The sequence below is a fragment of the Candidatus Litorirhabdus singularis genome (assembly GCF_026262625.1).
GTDB classification, from domain to species: domain Bacteria; phylum Pseudomonadota; class Gammaproteobacteria; order Pseudomonadales; family Halieaceae; genus Litorirhabdus; species Litorirhabdus singularis.
Map to the genome: position 1 here is coordinate 727122 of NZ_SHNN01000002.1, position 19747 is coordinate 746868.

Genomic DNA, 19747 nt, shown 5'->3' on the forward strand with positions numbered 1-19747 from the left:
GAGTGGACTAGGTTAAGTTAAGGCCTTTGCGTTCCAGCGCTCCCTTCAAGTAGAGGGAAAGTGCGCTGGCACCTTCGCGCAGCACCAGCTCTGCATCGCTGCGATCATCTTCTATTGCCATCTGTACTGTCGCAAAACCCAGCTCGATAGCAACCCGCGCTCGTTGCACGCTATTAGCGTCCATAGCGACGTTGAACTGAGCGGCCCAAACTTTGGCAAAGGTCTCAGCGACCAGCCAGTGGTTATCCTGACGCACCTGTTGCAACGGCGCAATCGCCTGTAAGGCATGCATGATCTGAACACCACCGGTCATATTGACCGTGACCTCATAACACCCTGCCAATACATCGTATATATTATCAACAATACTCTGCGGTTCTACACCCACCACATTTTGATCGTTCCATTCCACAAACGCCTGATTTTGCAGCTCCAGCAGGCGCCCGCCCATAGCGTTAAGCACTGAATATTTATTAGGGAAATAGCGATACAGTGCAGGCACCGTGATGCCCGCGCGCTCGGCAATAAGGTTGGTCGATATCCGCTCCAAACCCAGTTCTACCAGCAACTCCGCGGCAGCATCAAGAATACCTTCGTAGGTACGTATAGCGCGTTTTTGCTGGGGTCGATGTTTCTCAACCAGATCGACGCTTTGTTGTTGTTCTTCTATATTCATCTAGAGACTCCTGTCCACTTCGGAGTGTGCTGAGATTTTGTGTTTATAGCAAGGATTTGGACAATCTAATGCGCTACCCACAGGCGCTCAACATATCATATCTATCCGGCTTATACTTAAGGCCAAGCCTACTGCGGGAGCAGCCCATGAAAGCATCGATGCTCGCTAAATCAGCTGCCACTTTGTCGTGCAAGGGGGTTCTATCGCTGGCTCTTTACGCCCTGCTGCTCAGCTATCCTGCAGCAGGCTTTGAACGCACCGAGGATAGGCTACCCTGCGCTCATCGCAGTGAAACCAAGATGGCCCTTTTTGGCGACTTGCATGTACACACCAGCTATTCCTTCGATTCCTATATTTCGAGCCAGCGCAACACACCCTGGGACGCCTACCGCTACGCCAAGGGAGAGGCCATAACACTGTCTGACGCTGATGGGGAGCAGACCTTGCAAGCACAACTGCAAAGGCCATTGGATTTTACCGGTATCACAGACCATGCTGAGTTTCTGGGCCCCATTAACATCTGCACAACCGACTCCAGTGCTGCGGGCTATTGGTTTCCGTACTGTGTGCTGACACGCAGTAATATCTACGTTCTACAGTTACTGGCGGCCAATTACTGGGCCTCTCTAGGAGTCCTTTCGGAGACCAACGACGGCGATCGCGAGGCCAGCTTTGTCTGCCAAATGTCCGACTGTGACGGTGCGCACAATGCCACCTGGCAGCTCATTCAGCAGGCCGCCGAGGAGCACTATGATCGCAGCAGCGACTGCAGTTTCACAACTTTTGTCGCCTACGAGTACACCGATGCACCCGGTGGCAAAAACTTGCACCGCAACGTCGTGTTTCGCAATGAAAACGTCACCGCCACTGCAATCTCGACCTACGACACTGGTAGCCGCAATGTACCCGAACTATGGAGCCGTCTGCGCGCGGAGTGTCTGGATGATGACGTAAACTGCGATGTTATGGCTATCCCTCACAACTCAAACCTATCCGGCGGGCTAATGTTTCCTGACCCCGCCAGCGAACAAGAGGCGCGTGATCGCCTGCGCCTTGAGCCTCTGTTCGAATTGATACAGCACAAAGCCGCCTCTGAGTGCCGGTTCGATCGATTACTGGGCCGGGGTCTGGCCACCGAGGACGAGCTGTGTGATTTTGAGCAGGCCAAGAGTGACAACCTGACCATGCTGGCCACGGTGTTCGGTAAAGTCCGCACGGCCAGCGCAGCCCCGGTAGGACTGGATGACTTTGGGCGTCGCAACATGGTCCGCAACGCGCTCAAGGACGGCTTGGCACTCGAGCAATCAAGCGGCATCAACCCCTTTCAAATGGGATTTATCGGCAGTACCGATACGCATAGCGCGACACCGGGCGGTGCGGAGGAGAACAACTACGTAGGCCATCTGGGCCGGCGCGACGCGGGATATCGCAACATTCAGGATCACTTTTTTGATAATCCCGGTGGCCTGGCGGTGGTCTGGGCGGAGGAAAACTCCCGCGATGCCATTTTCGATTCTATGCGCGAGCGCGAGACCTACGCTACCAGCGGCACCCGCCCTATCGTAAGGTTTTTCGCCGGAGATGAAATTGCAGTCGATGCCTGCGCCCAGCCGGACATGATTGCGCAAGCTTACCGTGATGGAGTCGCCATGGGGGGACGCCTTGAACAACCGGCCTCACCCCGTTTTCTGATCAGCGCCAGCAAGGACCCTGGCAGTCCCGGCAATCCTGGCAACGACTTGCAGAGAATTCAGATTATTAAGGGCTGGGTCGATACTGGCGGCACGACGCACGAACACGTCTTTGATGTCGCCGGCAATGCCAATAATGGAGCCAGCGTGAACCCTGCCAACTGTGAGCCAGTGGGTAGCGGTCATGAGCAACTGTGCCGGGTCTGGCAAGATCCGCAGTTCAATGCTACGGAGTCAGCATTTTACTATGCCCGCGTACTGGAAAACCCCAGTTGTCGCTGGAGCACATTGCAGTGTCAGGCGGCAGGCGTCAATCCGTTTGCAGCTGACTGCCAGACTCAGGCCGACGCGCGCACTGCTGAACAGCGCGATGCCGGTGCAATTGGGGATGTTTATAGCAAATGTTGTCTGGACCCTGCGCAGGAACCCTTCTATTCTCCTGTGCTGCAAGAGCGTGCCTGGACCTCCCCCATTTGGACCAGCGCCGCACACTGATCAGTCCCCGCACAGGAATTTACGCTATGCCATCTTCACCCGCTGCCCGCCGCGAATACCGCTTTCACGGGGTGCGCATGCTGACCTCCGCGCATCCAGCAATACGCGCGGTCAGACGCACCGATGCGAGCCCTTCTATTCACGGTAACAAACTCTGGCGGTCGAGCTTTCTGCTCATCGATTACCTGCACAAGAACCCCCCACCACACTGCGACACGGTCATGGACGTTGGCTGTGGCTGGGGCATGTCGGGAATTTATTGCGCTCAGCGCCTGGGCGCAGCCGTCACCTCCGTCGACGCCGACGGCGATGTTTTCCCCTATCTAAACGCCAACGCCGCTGCCAATGGGGTCGAAGTCACCACCTTGCAGTCACGCTTCGAGAAGATCACTAGTCGTCAACTGGAATCTGTTGATCTGTTGGTCGCGGCCGATATTTGCTTCTGGGACGAGTTGGCAAACCCGGTCTACAACTTGATCAATCGCGCAGTAAACGCAGGGGTAAAGAAAATTGTTATTGCAGATCCAGAGCGCTCGCCGTTTCTGGATGTTGCACAACGCTGTCAGGAAAAACACTGCGCAGAGCTGATTGATTGGCAAACACGGCAACCGGTACAAGCTCGCGGCGCCTTACTTATTATTGAAAACGCCTAAGTTTGAACCCATCTAGTCCTCCTGTATTCGGTAGCTGCGCTGCAGCCCCTGCAGAGGCACAGGCTTACCGGCTTCCAGGCGCGGTCGGTACAGCGCCCCGCGCAACCACCGTCGCAGCCGATTGGCTCCCGGCAGTTCTACATCAGCGTTTGCAACATCAGCGGCGGTTACCCTGCCGTTAGCCGCGATATCAAGTTGCACATTGACATCGACCGCGCCGGAAGAGCCCCGCGGCGAAACATCAGGTCGATAGAACCAGGGTTTGCTAGGCAACTCGACCGGAGGCATGGCGTTACTGCCGATAGGCCCAGACAGCTCCCAGGCACGCTGGTAGTGCTCCAACGCACGCTGATGGCGATCGTTCCAGATATGCCAATCTCCCAGCTGCAGCAGTATCTGCACCTGGGCATCCGCTGCCGGTTGTGGGCGCCGCGCTAACCAATCGAGTGACTCTTGCAACAATGCCAGACCGCGTTGATAACCCATATCGCGCAGCAGTTTAAGCTGACGATCCTCCGAGCTTAGCTGATCCTGCAAGGGGTCGTTAGCATAGCCGCGACCGTAATTATTGGCGAAGTCGAGCTCCGGGCCAAACTCGGCCTGACTCACGGCATACAAAAACCCTAACTGCGCATAAGTTAGCTGCAGCACGTTGTCGACGTCGGGGTCACGCTCCAGCAGCACTGCACGGCGTTGCTCATCAAGCTCGCGATATAGGTGAAAAACCCGCTTACGCAATTCTGAAGTATTCTCCAGCCATAACTTGAGAACCCAGTCCGCATAGGCGGCCTGCTCGACAATCGCTGGCCCAGAGCCTGCAGGCCAGTTGCGGCGTGCCAAAAAATTGCGATAGTGCCAGGCATCATCAGCGGCTTCAGTGTCGCCGCTCAATAGATACCACTCGGTCAATTTCTTGACGACTGGCATTTGGCCGGCGTCGTGCAAGCCTTCATTGATACGCATAACATGCAAGCCTCGGCGAGCACCCTTGATAGCACCCTCATAGTCCCCACGATCAGCCAGATAGTAGGCTTCTGCCAGTAGTGTTTCTCCCAGGCCCGCTCCATAGGCGCCACCCTCTAGCTCAGCCTGCTCTGCAGCCATTCGAAAAGCCTGTGCCTCGGGCGCGCTGCGCAGCAGGCGCTGCTCCATCTCGGGCGCTGCAATCAATGCACTGTCGTAATAGTTGAGTCCGTAGGGAGTTGGCGGCTCATCAGCGTCACCCCGATACGCCTGCGCCGCAGGGGCAAACGCCTGAGCAAGCAGCAGGGGAATAGCTAAAATCAGATTAGGAAACGGGAACACAGTCGCACTGTGGCACAGCCTAGCCCGAAAAATCCAGCACCGCCGCGAAAGCGGCGACCAATTGCTCAGCTACCAGCTGATGGTAAGCCGCATCGAAACCTTCAATGCGCACTTTGGCGGCGTACGCACCCAGACTATTGAAGGCCATTAGCACCGCGAAACCCAAGCGTAATTCCCTAACGGCAGGCGACAGATGTGTAAGCGCAATCGCGAACAGTTGCTGCTGCCGGTTGAGCAGAGGAGAGTCCTCACGATCCAACCCCCGAGCGCCTAGCTGAGAGTGATTCATCAGTTGCGCCAGAAACTGTAGGTAGTCAACACCCCCGTCACTATCACCCACCTGTTCCAGCAGCGGTAGGATCAGCACACGTGCCAACTCCTCCATGCGCGGCTCTGCCCCAAGCGATGAAAGCAGTTGCCCGCGGTGTAACTCCACCCGCGGTCGATGCTTGTCGAAGATAGCCTGCAACAGCCCCTCGCGCCCGCCAAAATGGTAGTGCAGCGCAGTGGCATTGCGCTGGCCAGCGGCACGATTAATCTCCGCCAAAGACACGCCGTCAAGTCCCCGCTCAGCAAACAGCTGTGTGGCCGCCGAGACCAGTAGCGCTCTGGTCTGCTCACTACTGCGCGCAGCTTCAGCCACCACTGGCGAACCCCAGCGCCGACGTCGTCAGTTCGATCTGTTTTTCAAGCCACATGACTTCATAGGTATTATTCAGCACCAGGGCCTCTTGCAACAATTCCTGTAAGCAAGACTGCTGTTCAGACAGCGCCGCAGCCCGCTGCGGCTCAGCCGCCAATGCCATTTCAAGCACATGCAACGCCTTGACGCAGCTCCCCTGCTGACGATAGTTCTGCGCCTGCTGGATCAAAGCCTCAACCCCTGCAAGTACAGCGACATCAGCATAGACCGCGCGGGTTGGCACCGGATATAGCTCGGTTGTTGACTCAAAATGGAACCAGGTGGCGTAATACTCCCAGATACTCTTTACCGCCCAGGAAACTTTACCGTGGCCCTGAGTGAGCTCCGATCCGGCCGGCAACCGAACCTCCTCCATCAATTGATAGAGGGTTTTGCCGGCGTTCATCCCGGCGACTACCTGAGCATGCACAGAATCCACTGCTTCGCGCATCCTCTGCATGCCGCCTACTGTATTTTCCAAACCCACCACGGGCGAGAAATGGCTGGGGACAATCACTTCTGGCTGCAGCGCAATCATCAGGTCCAGACTACGAATGTATTCCACCGGCTTGCGCACTTTTTCGCCACGCATAGTAAACACGTTGGGGAATTGCGGAAACATGGGACCAAAGGTGTCCCCTGAAAACAGAATCTTGTGCTGCGGCAGCCAGAGTACGATATTGTCTGCACCCTCAGCTCCCGGGGTTCCGTAAACCTCAAAAATAACCCCGCCCTGCTCAAACCGATAAACTTCCCAGTCCTGCACCGTAATCGTCGGAGTGACGCCACCATAAGCAAACATCCCTGCTTCAGGCGGCTGTTCTGGCATAAACGGAAACAACAGACGGTTACGGCTCCAGAAATACGGCTCCAGGTCTTTCAGGTAACGTTGCTCCTCCAAAAAATCATGGTGGGCGATAATCTCCGTGTCTGGCTTTTGCCAGAACTTGACGCCACCAATGTGATCAGCATGAGAGTGACTGGTAATGATGTGAGTGATCTCGCCCTCGGGCAGCACCTTCTGCAACTCCTGCAATTGCCTGGCGGCCTGTAAAGCGAGACCGGTATCAAACATGACATGGCCTGCAGAGGTAGTAATAACATGAGTATTGCCAATGCCGCGGGCCTGAAATATAAAGTCATTGATCTTCTCGACGCTAATAGGCACCTTGTGCAGCTGGTTAGCGCGCTCAGAATCAGCTCGATCCAGCATATCCTCAGCGACACTGCCGGCAATACTGGCTGCCTGTATCATCGCCTGCTGCTTCAATTCGCCGCCCTCATTATTAAGGTACCAGATAGCTGCAACCGCTATGACAGCAACTACTATCAGCAATTTGGCGATCGCTAAGCCACGCTGCGACCCTAATACATTGGCTCTGTGTGCACTTTTCATCGGACAAGTTCCTCGTAGTTAATTTCTATAATTTATATAGATAGGTGACGACCAGGCCCGCTCTTCATTAGGGCTTTGGCAATCGTCGTCGGCTGGCGTGCGATAGTCTCCGAAGCACGGGTTTACCGCTATGCATACTCCGTTTTCATCGTAATCACAGCGCAGCCCACCCGCGTTCACGGCGGGACTGGGTTCCTGAATCGCTCGCACATAATAGGTGGCATCGCGGCCGGCCAACGCAAACTCGGGATCACTAAACTCTAGACTGCAGGTACCGTCTGTAGCCGCGCATTCGAAACTACGCCACGTGTCTTCAATCAGATCTTCGGTGCGTTCGCCGGACTCTCTACGTGGCGTTATTTTCACCACCTCTATACGGGTAATCGCTTTACGCTCATCGCCCGGGTTGTAGCATTCATTGGCACAAAGACTGGCCTGACGGTCGCTGCCCAGCACCGCAGCCACTTGCGGCGGACATCCCGGTAACTGCCGGAAAGCGCCAGCAGCACTAACCCGAAAGCGCGGTGATTGCGTCATGTCGGTGGCGCTACCCATCGATAATTCGCCCTCGTTGCTATTGAGCAAATCAAACCACAATAAAATTCGGTCCCCCGACGTCGCATAGACTTCCCGCTGACGCAGCGCTGACCAGATCGAATCCCGATCTCTCCCCTCAGCATGCACCGCCACCAGCCCCCCGGTCAGCCAGAACGACTGCTGCCGCTCCATGTTGCGCAATTCATTGAGGCCGATCTCGCCCAGATCTTCCAGCCTTCGGACTTGCGTCGACGCAGGGTCACCGCGATCCAAACCAGAGCGCTGTAGTTTGGCATCGGCCACCCCCATGGCTTCGGTATTGCCGCGCTTGCGACCGATATCCTTATAGCCATTACCCGCTCGGGCACGATGATTGTCACTAGAGCCGATAAAGCCGAACTGAAAACGCTGTCGATCAGGCTCATTTTCCGGCTTGTCGAGCGTTAAGGCGTACTGAGTGGACACCTTGGGGCGCAATTTAAAACTGGGGTTAAAACAGTCTTCGCACTGACCACAATTGAGCCAGTCACTGACCTGGGCTCCCGGTACAGTGAGATGCCCGGAGATTCCAGCATCTACGTAGGCCTGACGTGCTGCCGTAATACTAGCCGCGCAAGCCGCAGAGGCTGGTTCTTCACAGCGCTGCTGAATAATTTCACCGGCACGCCAGCAACAGGGCAGAAAACCCGGGCTGGGCAGCGGACATTGAGCAGACCCGTCCGCTGCATATTCCACCGGAACAAAGTCACGATACTCCTCTGAATTACCGTGGCCAGAGTAAACCTCGATCAGGTTCTGGTAGCGCGGATCATGGTAATCATTGCTCAACTGTTTATCCCAGCTGGTCCCTTCCGGCGTACTCAACCCCCAGGTATTACCATGGGGAATCACCAGGGCCTCAAAGCCCCAGTCATCGAGCTTGCTAAATAACTCTCTGGGGTTATCCGCCACTTCATGACAGTCTGTCGGCAACTCACGCGAATTGACACCACTGGCGCAGCGCGGCGTGTCTGCAATTGCATCGTAGTAAGCCTGAATGTTCAGGTAAAAATCACGATTGGGCCAATCCCTCACCGCCAGCGCCACCTGAGCGCCCCGCCCTATAGGAGATTTTGATAACTGATCTCGCGGCGCAGCTATCGGGCGGCTGGGCACCATCGCGTCAGCAGTATCACGAAAAAACACGTTCTTATGGCCGTAGTGCGCTGCGGACGTCGCCGCCACATGGCTCCATTCGAAGCCCAGAAACGACACCATATCGGGACTACCCCCGTTACCGGCAACTGCATTACAAGCTCTTATGGAATCACGGGTTTGTTGCCATAAGTGCGGGGTAATGCCCTCAGCATGATCACTAATACCCCAGAAATCTACCGCCGAGCAATAACGAGCATAATCACAAGCATCCGCAGGCGGCCGCACGCCCTCACCACCGGTCAGTGGCATTCCCAGAATAAATCCATCCGGAGAAAATGATGTGTGCGTGTGCAAGTCCCCAAACAGTATCTGCGCGTCGCCACGGCCTAGCGCTGCTGCCGCTGCAGCGCCGCCTTCTGATTTAATGGCGACCATGGACTGCGCTGGCTGCTGCCCAACTATAGTGCCAGCATCCTGCTCTTCCCCACATCCGCCGAGCTGCATAGCCAGCAGCGGCAGAGTCATCATCAGCGTTTGCCTTCGCAACATTTAGCCGCTCCCGTCTTGTCAGGATACAATTAATTAGGTCGCATTAATTAGCTCACATTAAACATGAACAGACAACCATAGGTGGTTCTGATAGCTATACTTGCTAGACCTATACTGAAGACGCGTCAGGTGCGCTTGCCGCATCAATTATTAGTCTAAATTGCTAAACTATGCTTTATGTGGTAAAAAGCGCGCCGCGTAAACACTAGGCAAACCCGTCGTTACGCCTACATACAGACGGGATAGCTTGTTATATCAATTGGTTGTAGGCACTTGTTCAGGTCCACGCTGACTGACCAAAAACTCGAATAGGCACAGAGGCTACGAATTAATGAAACAACTTGGTGTACTCGATTCCGCATTTATCAACCTTGAGCAAAGCAACACGCCACAGCACGTTGGCGGACTGGGTATTTACGACCCCTCCTCTGCCCCGGACGGTTTTGTTCGCTTCAAACAGGTCATCGCCAACTTTGAGCAGCGCCTTCAGCGTATGCCCCTGTTTCGTACGCGACTGGTAGAAGTACCCGGCGGCATCGACCGCCCCTACTGGGTTAAAGACGCTAACTTCGATGTTGAGTTTCACCTGCGGCACATCGCGCTGCCAGAGCCCGGAGACTGGCGTCAACTGTGCATTCAGGTGGCTCGTCTACATGCGCGACCTCTAGACATGTCACGTCCACTCTGGGAAGCCTATATTATTGAGGGTTTGGACAATATGTCCAATCTGCCAGCCGACAGTTTCGCGGTATATACCAAGATGCACCATTCGCTGGTTGATGGCGCCGGTGGTGCCTCGTTCATGGCCGCTCTACATGACTTGACTGCAAACCCAGACGAGCAACCAGCCGCCGAAGAGCCATTGTTAGTTGATCGCCAACCGTCCAACGCTGAGTTGCTTGGCAAAGCCAGCATCAACCGCGTCAAGAACTCCGTGAAGTTAGCCCGTAGTTCAGTGTCATTTGCCTCAGAACTTGGAAAGTACGCGCTGCAAGTGGCTCGCAAGGAAGTCTCGGTACCCGATATTCAATCCCCCAAGACACGTTTCAACAACCCGGTTGGGCCACACCGCGTCTTTGACGCCGTGGACTTCCCTCTGGCTGACTTCAAAAAGATCAAGGATCACGCCGGCGTCAAATTGAACGACGTCGCTCTGTGCATTGTCGGCGGCGCAATGCAGAGTTACCTGTCTTCAAAAAACGAAACACCTGAGTTGCCACTGGCGGCCAGTCTGCCTGTAAACATGCGCACCCGGCGCGGCGCCACTGATGACAACAATCAGGTCGGTGCGATTTTTGCGTCGCTACATAGCAATATTACCGATCCCCTGGAACGTCTCAAAGCAATCCACCACAGCACCATAGAAGCCAAGGAATACGGCGAGACCAGCCCCTTGGTTGACGCTCTCAAAATCGCCGGCATTTTCTCGCCTGCGGTGAGTAAAGCTGCTGCCAGCATCTGGTCCGAGCGGCAGCTTTCGCGCCATGTTCCGTTAAACACTTCTACTGTCATCACCAATGTGCCAGGGCCAAACTTTGACCTGTATTGCGCCGGAGCACGCATGGTTCAGTACCACGGTATGGGCGTATTAACACCCGGTGTAGGTCTTTTCCATACGGTGTTCAGCCAAGGCGAGCGGGTCAATATGTCGGTATTAGGCAATCGTGACATTATGCCTGACCCGGCGTTCTACATAGATTGCCTGCGCAATGCCTACGCAGAGCTTCTGCAACAGGTGGAACGCAGTGAGGAAAAACCGCCTGCCGCCAAAAAGAAAGTCGCCAAAGCTCCGAGTAAAGCACCGGCCAAAAAGGCCAGCGTGAAAAAGACCGCTGCCAAAAAAGTAACCGTGAAAAAGGCTCCTACCAAAAATACACTAGCAAAGAAGCCGGCGGTGAAGAAAGCAGCTGCCAAGAAGCCTCCAGCTAAACGCAAAGCCAGTTCGGTGAAGCCTGCAGCTCAAAAGGCCGCGCCTAAAAAGGCCGCCGCGTCAGCCAGACCCAAGGCTAAGCGCAAAATCGGTGCGGTAGCGCCAAAGCTGCGCTAGACAGCTCTCTGGAACTCAGCCAGGCGCAAGCACCGGTCCCGATCAGGGGTCGGTGCCCAGTGCCTCCTCCAATATCAAGTCACGACGCACCATGATTGCCTCGATCTGACGCGGGTGCAGATAGTCTCCCAGAACATCCTGCAGCTCCGCCAAAGACAACCCTTCTAGTTGTTGACGGAGTAAATCAGACACCCGTAAACCCACTTTGGCATATTGCTTGGGCCGTCTTTCCAGGGTCCTGAATGCTAACGAGTGATCGATCAGCCGCATCATATAATCGCGTTTGCTCCACAATATATTGGTCAAATTACGGTCTTCATTAAAAGCCAGAACATCGAATACAAAGCGCAGTCGATACTGCTCCATTTGCGGACAAAAACTTTTGAAAGGCTCACCGCTTTCACCACGATCGCGCTCATTGATGGTACCGGTAAACCAGGCACCCAATGAGCCCTGCTCGCCTTCCACGGGCCGCAGCACCGTAACCGGAACCAGCTGCAGGTCCATCATGCGGTCCAATTTGTAGGCAGCGACATCGTACTGATAGCGATCGCTGCGGTTGTGTCGCCGCGACAGGTACTTGGACTTTGTCTCCAATCCCGGGACACTATCGACATGCTTGAACACTGCATCGCCGCTGTGCTCTCCGCGGCGCAAACTAACTCGCTGGGGTTTGGTGATACCAGTACCAATATCCACCACCTCCAGAATATCCCCGCGTAGCAGAAAATCTTCCATTTCCGCATCAGTCATTCCCCACATCGTCGGAGTCAGATTATTGTCTTCAACCACTGGCTGCTGCCGCTCTGGCTCGCCGAGGTATTGCACATAGCGCTGACCGGCTTCTTGCACCAGCACCGCTGCGCGCCCCTGATACACGGATTTCAGCATGCCTGTGTCGAGCCGAATAATCTGTCCTCCCTGGCGCTCAATGGCCTCACCCCGGCTCGGCGTATGCCCTATAACAAGCGTGCTCGCCCCCGCCCGTTTCAACAACCGCTCGGTATTGAAAGACTCAGCCAGCGGATGACAAAACGCACTACCTCGATACCAAACGGGACTTTCGGAGGAAAATATAAAGGCGCGCTCCAGCTCAGCCATTTCGGCATAAACATCAAACCAGGCGGGTCGTTTCTTGGGCTTGCTGGCCATCACCTGCTCTACCTGATTATTCAGGTAGGCACGGCGCTCATAGAAATCCACATAAGGGGCCAGCACGCCCTCGTCACGCAACACCTCAACCAGTTCCAGATAGCGTAGGAAATCCCGTTTATTATCGTCGTTAATCGCAGCCAGCGTCTTCTCGGCAATCTCCGCGGACGCGCCGCCATGCATATAGAGCGTATCGTTGACCCGCAACAGCAATGGCATCTGTTGCAGCCAGGCACCCAATTTACCGTCTGGAGCAAAAGCGCGCTGCAGGGCAAAGTAGCCAGGGGGGTAGTCCTCATCAAAGCGGGCCAACGCCGCCTCGGAATCCAGATCGGGGTTGGCGACAGCAAAGGTCTTGAAGGCACGCTTGCGCTCTGACCTTTTCTCATCACCCGCAAATGCAGCAAATTCAGCAGCCGAGACATAGCTGAGATCACCGCTCATCACCATGATCTCGTGATTACCCAACACCAGATGCAGCGCGCCACCCGCTTTGGTCGACTGCTTGTCCAGCTTTATCAGTAGCTCCACGACTTTGCGCGAATCTGCGCCTCGATCAATAAGATCTCCCAGACTCACCAGATGAGTGTCGCCACCACTCCAGTTGGTGGCGTCATCAATAACTCCGGCCTCCTGCAATATCTGCACGAGATCGGTGTAGGCGCCATGCACATCCGCGAAAGCGACCACTCGGGATGTTGTGTCCACCTCAAAAGCACGCTGTGCTGCTGCTGCCGGTGCCACTATACAAACCAGCACCACCAACAAAATCGATAATCTACTCATGAAACCCCTCCCCAACCAAACTCAGCGACAGTATAGCCCGACAGCGCCAGCGCGCCTGCTTACCGGCATAAAAAAACCCGCCAAAGGGCGGGTTTAAAATGTGTTTCTATGGATCTGAATTTCGTCTATCGGCAGGGCCGCAGCCCCTTAGCTCTGGAAGTCCTCCCAGGCAATCAATCCGATAAGCGCGAAATACAGACCAAACATTGATGCAATAAACATGTCGAGTCTCCTTTTTCGTCACTCGGTGAATGGAGTAATAGACAATAGGGGCACAGGTGATATTATCCAAATGTATTATTGTAATACACTTCATGAACCGAATTTATATCAGGCAAGCGCAAGTCGTTTCGGAGCGCCAATATGGACACTAGAGATTTATTTAAAATCGATCTTAACCTATTGATATCATTACAGGTATTACTGGAAGAAGGCAGTGTTTCAAGGGCGGCAGAGCGGCTCTTCATTACCCAGCCCGCTATGAGTAAAACCCTGTCCAGACTGCGCCAGGTATTCAATGATGAGCTTTTCACCCGCTCATCTCACGGAATGCAACCCACGCCGCGAGCTCTGGAGCTGGGTCACAGCCTGGAGGGTATTCTTCATGAAATCAAACAATTGGTCAGTGTCAGTGACTTCGACCCCGCTACTTACGAGGGAGAGATCAGCATTGCTCTCTCCGAGTTTATCGGTATCGGCATCTTGCCATTGTTGATGAGCCGCCTGTCACTACTGGCCCCCGGGCTCAGACTGCGGACGATCACCCGTGTGGAGCAACAATTAGACCAACTGGCCAACGGTAGCCTGGACCTTTCAATACATCTTAAGCTGCGCAACTATAGCGAAGATTTTTTGACTCATTCATTGGGGGGCACCGCCCCGGTAATTCTGGCCCGGGAAGCGCATCCGCTGACTGGAAAACGACTGGATTGGGAGCTGCTCAGTCAGTACCCCTATGTCAGCCTGTATGTCTCCGACCTCGAATTACTGGAATTGGTCAGCGCGGAGGATTTTCGTCGCGCCAGCAACTCCAGTCGCGGCGGCTTTGAAACCAGTCACCTGCTGACAGCGCTGGAAGTACTTCGAGCCACCGACTACCTGATGCCGGCACCGCCTTTCGTTCTCAATAACCCCACCGCTGGCTACAAGATACAAGCGCTCAGTTTCCCTTCTGAAGTCGACTATGAATTGGAGTATATGTTGGTGCGACACAAGCGGACCGCTCGCTCTCCAGTACACAATTGGCTATGGCAGCAATTACTGGAAGTGTTTGAAGAGCTCAGCGAACGGATTCGTCACGCCCTCTAGCCGTGGCATAATGCCGTCGCTTTTAACCACACCGCAACAGGACAATCCGCCAATGGGCAGCCAGAAAAAACGCCGCGACATCCCCCGCTTTGAACATCCGATTATTGAGACGCACTGTCATCTCGACTATCTGGATGCCGAACAATTGGAAGAAACTATAGAGCGCAGCCGCGCGGTGGGTATTGAACGCATCGTGACTATTGCGGTATCACCAGACAACCTGGCCACTGTTATGGGATTGGCGCATGAGCACAGTCAAATTTGGTGCACGCAGGGAATCCATCCCCACGAGGCCGAGCTTTATAACGACACCGTGGAGGCAACCATTACTGCCAACGCCAGCGACTCGCGCGTGGTAGCCATTGGCGAGATTGGGCTGGACTATTTTTACGATCACGCTGACCGCAACGTGCAATGCCGCGTCTTCGAAGCCCAGCTGGCGTTGGCTGTAGAACAAGATCTGCCGGTGGTCATTCACACCCGCGAAGCAGACGCGGACACACGGGCAATACTCGAGAATTTTTCCTCCTCACTGCAGCGTAAAGGAGTGATTCACAGCTTTACTTCAGGGCTGGAGTTGGCAGAATACTGTCTTTCCGAAGGCTTTTGCCTCGGCTTCAATGGCATCACGACCTTCAACAAAGCAGACAATGTCCGCGAGGTAGTTAGCGCCACCCCGTTAGAGCAAATACTGCTGGAGACCGATGCCCCCTACCTGACTCCAGTACCTTACCGGGGCAAACCCAACGCACCGTACTACCTGCCTTTTATCGCCGAAAAGCTGGCCGCGGTCAAAGACTGCCCGGTCGAAGAGCTGCTGCAGATAGCCTGGCAAAACAGTTGCCAGGTATTCGATTTCGATTAACCAAAAATCGCTTTTGGCGTGCTAGAATGCGCGCCTTTAGCGCCACCCGAAAAGGCATGAATGGAATATATAGTAGGACAACGCTGGGTCAGTCACGCTGACGCACAACTGGGGCTTGGCATCATTGCTGAACTGGATGGCCGCCGCGTAACTGTCAGCTTTCCCGCTATCGGCGAGGAACGTACTTATGCCACCGACAATGCGCCGCTAACGCGGTTGCGCTTCAAGAGCGGCGACAACATAACCACTATCGATGACATTGAGCTTTGTCTCATCGATGTGACCGAAGTCAGCGGCATCCTTTACTACACGGGCCTCGATAGCCACGATGAGGAGCACCAGATCAGCGAGCTGGAACTGGACAGCTTTGTGCAGCTGACCACGCCCCAGCAACGCCTTTTGAATGGCCACTTTGATGGCAACTCACAGTTTGCACTGCGCGTGGCGACCTTTGACCACCTGAATCAACTGCAACAGTCTCCGGCGCGCGGCCTGCTCGGGTCACGTACCAGCCTGCTACCGCACCAGGTATACATCGCCAGTGAGGTCGGACGCCGCTTTTCGCCGCGGGTGTTACTGGCCGATGAAGTTGGCCTGGGCAAGACCATTGAAGCCGGCATGATCATTCATCAGCAACTGCTTAGCGGACGCGCGCAGAGAGTATTGATCGTTGTACCCGAGAGTCTGCTGCACCAGTGGCTGGTCGAGATGCTGCGCCGCTTCAATATGCACTTTGCGTTGTTCGACGCCGAACGCGTTGACGCCATGACCGAAAGCAACCCCTTCGACGCGGAACAGTTGGTACTGTGCAGCCTGGACTTCCTCAAAGCCAGACCCGACATGGCAGCGTTGGCACTGGACTGCGAGTGGGACCTCACCATCGTCGACGAGGCCCATCATTTACAATGGTCAACAACCGACGCAAGTGCAGAATACCTACTGGTAGAGCAGCTGGCGAAAATCAGCGCTGGCTTGCTATTGCTGACCGCCACACCGGAACAAATTGGCCAGGCCAGTCATTTTGCCCGTCTCAGGCTCCTGGACCCGGAACGCTTTCACGACCTCGACCTGTTCATCGCGGAGGAATCCGGCTTCAAACAACTGAATCAACAGCTCAAACAACTCGAAGCCGACCACGCTGCTACCGCGGAGATTGATGACCTGCTGGATAGGCATGGCACCGGGCGCGTATTGTTTCGAAATACGCGAGCCGGCATACAGGGCTTTCCGGAACGGCAATTGCACACCTACCCCTTGCCCAACCCTGACGCCTACATCACAGGCGATGATGAACGTGCACTGCTTTATCCTGAACTGAATCACGCCGAGGAAGATTGGATCGAACGTGACCCTCGGGTCAGCTGGCTAGAGCAAACGCTGAAACAACTGCGCCCCAATAAGGTTTTAGTTATCTGTGCCAACGCTGATACCGCCATAGCTCTGGAGCATTTTTTGCAGATGCGTGCCGGTATTCGCAGCGCCGCCTTCTATGAGGGACTGAGTATTCTGGAACGGGATCGTGCAGCTGCCTATTTTGCCGATAGCGAAGCTGGCGCTCAGACGCTGGTGTGTTCAGAGATAGGCAGTGAAGGTCGCAACTTCCAGTTCGCGCATCACTTGGTCTTGTTTGACCTGCCACTCAACCCAGACTTGCTGGAACAGCGCATTGGCCGCCTGGACCGCATTGGCCAGACCAGCGCCGTCGAAATACACGTCCCGTTTCTAGAAGGCTCAGCTCAGGCAACCCTGCTGCGTTGGTACGACGAGGGCCTCAATGTGTTTCGTGAAAGCTGCTCCGCTGGCTTTGCCATTTACGAAAAATTCGCAGAGCGCCTGCAAGAACAGCTGCGCGGTCCGAATGATCAGCTTGAAAAGCTGCTGCAGGAAACGGCCAGTTTCACCGAATTGACTCGCGCGGAGCTGCGTGAAGGACGTGATCGCTTACTGGAACGTAACAGCTGCAAACCTGAGATTGCCAACTCAATCATTGAGGAAATCAGCGAGGCTGAGCAGACCAATGACCTGCTCGACTACCTCGACCTGCTTTGCAATGCTTATGGGGTAGACCAGGATTATCATTCAGAGCATGCACTGATATTGCGCCCGGGTGAGCATATGCTCACCGGTTACTTTCCTGGTCTGCGGGAAGAAGGCACCACCATCAGTTTCAATCGCGAACAGGCTCTGGCACGCGAAGACATCGACTTCCTCACCTGGGAACACCCGATGATCGTCGAGTCCATGGACATGGTCGCGAGCACCGAGTTAGGAAACGCCGCTATTGCAACGCTAAATTTGAAAGGTATAGCAGCTGGCACCCTGTTACTGGAGGCCGTTTATACCATTAACTGCGTGGCGCCTCGCGGGCTTCAACTGGAGCGCTTTTTACCCGTATCACCGATTCGCCTGCTAGTGGACTCCCGTGGCAAAGACCTGGCTGCGCTGGTACCTCACGAGCGCCTCAATGACCTCTGCGAGAAAGTGAAGAAACCCACCGCCCTTGCCATCATCAAGCAGGTGCGAGAAGAAGTTGAAGAAAAAATGCAGCATGCTGCCAAGCTGGCTAGCCAACAGATGAATACTGTATTAGAAGCCGCCGAAACAACGATGCGTGAGCAACTGCGCGGCGAACTAGAGCGATTGCAGGCTTTGGCGGCAGTCAATCCCAGTATTCGCAGTGAAGAGATAGAACACCTGCGCGTACGCACTGAAGAGTGTTCCGCGCACATAGGCCACGCCACCCTGCAACTACAAGCCCTGCGCCTGATCATTACTACGTAAAGTGAGACCGCGGGCCTGGCCGCGCCGATCAATCAGGCGGGCAGCTCAGGCGCCCAGGGCACACCGTTAATATGGCCACCACCGTCGACATAGAGCGTATTGCCGGTCATATAACGTGACATATCGGAGCCGAGAAAAACCGCTACTGGCGCAATATCCTCCTCGGGATCCCCCATATAACCCATGGGGCTGCTGTCTTGCAGCGCCGCCGCCATCTCGGGGTTGTGTTCCATCAACATTTTGAAAGGCGTGGTGACCGCACCCGGACAAATAATATTCGCAGTAATACCCAGCCCTGCCCATTCCCGCGCAGCCGTCCGTGTATACGCGCGCACGGCCTCTTTTGCTGCATTGTAATCGACGGTCCCAATATGGGCGTTGACGCCGTTCAAGGAACACAGATTAATGATGCGCCCGTAGCCCGCGTCACGCATAGCAGGAAACGCCGCTGTCATAGCAGTACAGACTGCGTGAAAACCTGCGGTCATGGACTCCAGTAAACGTTCAGCGGCGATGTTTTCCACGCGTGCAGGCTGATGCTTCATAGTTGGATAGGCATTGTTAACCAAAATGTCCAGTCGACCGTAATCAGCAAGCGTCTTCTCTACCGCGGCAGTAACCGTCGCCAGTTCGGAGACATCAGTAGCGATAAAGCGCCCGGCCCCGCCCAGCTCCGCCAATTGCGACGCTACTTCAAGCCCCGACTGCTGATTATATTCCGCCACCACAACAGTAGCACCCTCGCGGGCATATGCGCGGGCAATGCCGCGGCCAATACCGGCGCCAGCACCGGTAACCAGTGCAACTCGTCCTGACAGCAAAGCCATGTTTTTCTCCTTCGTAAAAACTCTATTCTAGGCTGCCACGCAGACAAGCGCAGCTCAACATACTGTACTTGGCAACGGTACTGCGCTCCGGGGGCAGACATTATGGCCGCAACGGCTACACTGTCAGTCTAAAAAACAAGGAGCGTAAACTATGAGTGATACTCGTCAGGTTCTGAATAAAGCCAATCTGGGCATCACCGCTGGCATTCCCCTGGAAGCCAGCGGCGGCGGCATCGATGAATTGCGAGCCGATATCCAGCGAATCATGGATATGGAAGCCATACGACAACTTAAGTATGCGTACTTTCGCTGTATCGACACCGCCAATCTTGAAGAACTGGGAGAGCTGTTCCATGAAAACGTGCTGGTACATTTCCTGGGCGGAACCTACGAATGGAAACTGCAGGGCCGTCAACAATATATGGACGCTGTTGGTGCTTCCTTCAGTCGCGAGTCTGTAGGCCACCATAACGGGCATCATCCGGAGATACAGATGCTAAGTGCCACTGAAGCCACGGGAATCTGGTATCTCGCCGATAATATGTGGATCCTGAATCACAATGCATTCACGACCGGCACCGCAATATATTGGGACCGTTACGTTAAAGAAAATGGCCGCTGGCTCATTCAGGAGACGCGCTACGAGCGCCTTTATGAGCTTAATTCTGTGCTGGAGGAACGACCCAGCTTCGACTCCCATTATTTGGCGGCTCACGGTCCCGCACCAGGCGACTGAATCGAGTAAAAACAACAACTGTCAGGCCAGCAATAGCGGCAGTTTTCACACTTGGGTTGATTGCCTGATCATGTTACTTTCAAGGGGTTTTCGCTGATTCAGGATTAGAACATGACAACTCTCG

General features: G+C 54.8%; 14 protein-coding genes. 7 read left to right on the forward strand and 7 right to left on the reverse strand.

Annotated features, from left to right (window positions below; genetic code table 11):
• Positions 1-7 precede the first annotated feature (7 nt).
• Entirely contained in the window at positions 8-676 is a 669-nt protein-coding gene (locus EYC98_RS11705; protein WP_279245523.1) for a TetR/AcrR family transcriptional regulator, read from the reverse strand.
• 146 nt (positions 677-822) lie between these two features.
• On the opposite strand from EYC98_RS11705, the gene EYC98_RS11710 reads away from it, so the two are divergent.
• Entirely contained in the window at positions 823-2862 is a 2040-nt protein-coding gene (locus EYC98_RS11710) for a DUF3604 domain-containing protein (RefSeq protein ID WP_279245524.1), read from the forward strand.
• Positions 2863-2888: 26 nt separating this feature from the next.
• Positions 2889-3515 carry a class I SAM-dependent methyltransferase gene (locus tag EYC98_RS11715; RefSeq protein ID WP_279245525.1) on the forward strand — a complete coding sequence of 209 codons (627 nt, stop codon included), beginning with the start codon at positions 2889-2891 and terminating at the stop codon, positions 3513-3515.
• A 12-nt stretch (positions 3516-3527) separates the two neighbouring features.
• Here EYC98_RS11715 and EYC98_RS11720 read toward each other — a convergent pair whose 3' ends face one another.
• Genes EYC98_RS11720 through EYC98_RS11735 form a run of 4 tightly spaced genes read right to left on the reverse strand, consistent with a single transcriptional unit; the run spans position 3528 to position 9121 of the window.
• Complete coding sequence (locus EYC98_RS11720; RefSeq protein WP_279245526.1) at positions 3528-4820, reverse strand: hypothetical protein; 1293 nt, start codon at positions 4818-4820, stop codon at positions 3528-3530.
• Positions 4821-4839: 19 nt separating this feature from the next.
• Positions 4840-5466 (reverse strand): TetR/AcrR family transcriptional regulator, encoded by a 627-nt coding sequence (locus EYC98_RS11725; protein WP_279245527.1) that lies wholly within the window; start codon positions 5464-5466, stop codon positions 4840-4842.
• Complete coding sequence (locus EYC98_RS11730; protein ID WP_279245528.1) at positions 5456-6898, reverse strand: MBL fold metallo-hydrolase; 1443 nt, start codon at positions 6896-6898, stop codon at positions 5456-5458. Before EYC98_RS11730 ends, EYC98_RS11725 begins: the two co-directional genes overlap by 11 nt.
• An 18-nt stretch (positions 6899-6916) precedes the next feature.
• Positions 6917-9121: a DUF3604 domain-containing protein gene (locus tag EYC98_RS11735; protein ID WP_279245529.1), complete on the reverse strand. Its 2205-nt coding sequence runs from the start codon at positions 9119-9121 to the stop codon at positions 6917-6919.
• Between the two features lie 331 nt (positions 9122-9452).
• Between EYC98_RS11735 and EYC98_RS11740 the strand changes: the two genes are divergently transcribed.
• The gene (locus EYC98_RS11740; RefSeq protein WP_279245530.1) at positions 9453-11168 is read left to right on the forward strand and encodes a WS/DGAT/MGAT family O-acyltransferase; all 1716 of its coding nucleotides are present in this window, start codon (positions 9453-9455) and stop codon (positions 11166-11168) included.
• A 42-nt stretch (positions 11169-11210) separates the two neighbouring features.
• On the opposite strand, the gene EYC98_RS11745 is transcribed toward EYC98_RS11740, so the two are convergent.
• On the reverse strand, positions 11211-13106 hold the full coding sequence (locus EYC98_RS11745; protein ID WP_279245531.1) for a metallophosphoesterase: 1896 nt from the start codon (positions 13104-13106) through the stop codon (positions 11211-11213).
• A 363-nt stretch (positions 13107-13469) separates the two neighbouring features.
• Between EYC98_RS11745 and EYC98_RS11750 the strand changes: the two genes are divergently transcribed.
• The 3 genes from EYC98_RS11750 to rapA are packed head-to-tail and all read left to right on the forward strand — an operon-like array spanning position 13470 to position 18060.
• Complete coding sequence (locus tag EYC98_RS11750) at positions 13470-14414, forward strand: LysR family transcriptional regulator (RefSeq protein ID WP_279245532.1); 945 nt, start codon at positions 13470-13472, stop codon at positions 14412-14414.
• Positions 14415-14466: 52 nt separating this feature from the next.
• Positions 14467-15279 carry a TatD family hydrolase gene (locus EYC98_RS11755; protein ID WP_279245533.1) on the forward strand — a complete coding sequence of 271 codons (813 nt, stop codon included), beginning with the start codon at positions 14467-14469 and terminating at the stop codon, positions 15277-15279.
• Between the two features lie 60 nt (positions 15280-15339).
• The gene (gene rapA / locus EYC98_RS11760; RefSeq protein ID WP_279245534.1) at positions 15340-18060 is read left to right on the forward strand and encodes an RNA polymerase-associated protein RapA; all 2721 of its coding nucleotides are present in this window, start codon (positions 15340-15342) and stop codon (positions 18058-18060) included.
• Between the two features lie 32 nt (positions 18061-18092).
• Here the strand turns inward: rapA and EYC98_RS11765 are convergent, their stop codons facing one another.
• Positions 18093-18887 carry an SDR family NAD(P)-dependent oxidoreductase gene (locus EYC98_RS11765; RefSeq protein ID WP_279245535.1) on the reverse strand — a complete coding sequence of 265 codons (795 nt, stop codon included), beginning with the start codon at positions 18885-18887 and terminating at the stop codon, positions 18093-18095.
• Between the two features lie 151 nt (positions 18888-19038).
• Between EYC98_RS11765 and EYC98_RS11770 the strand changes: the two genes are divergently transcribed.
• Entirely contained in the window at positions 19039-19623 is a 585-nt protein-coding gene (locus EYC98_RS11770) for a nuclear transport factor 2 family protein (protein WP_279245536.1), read from the forward strand.
• Positions 19624-19747: the final 124 nt, after the last annotated feature.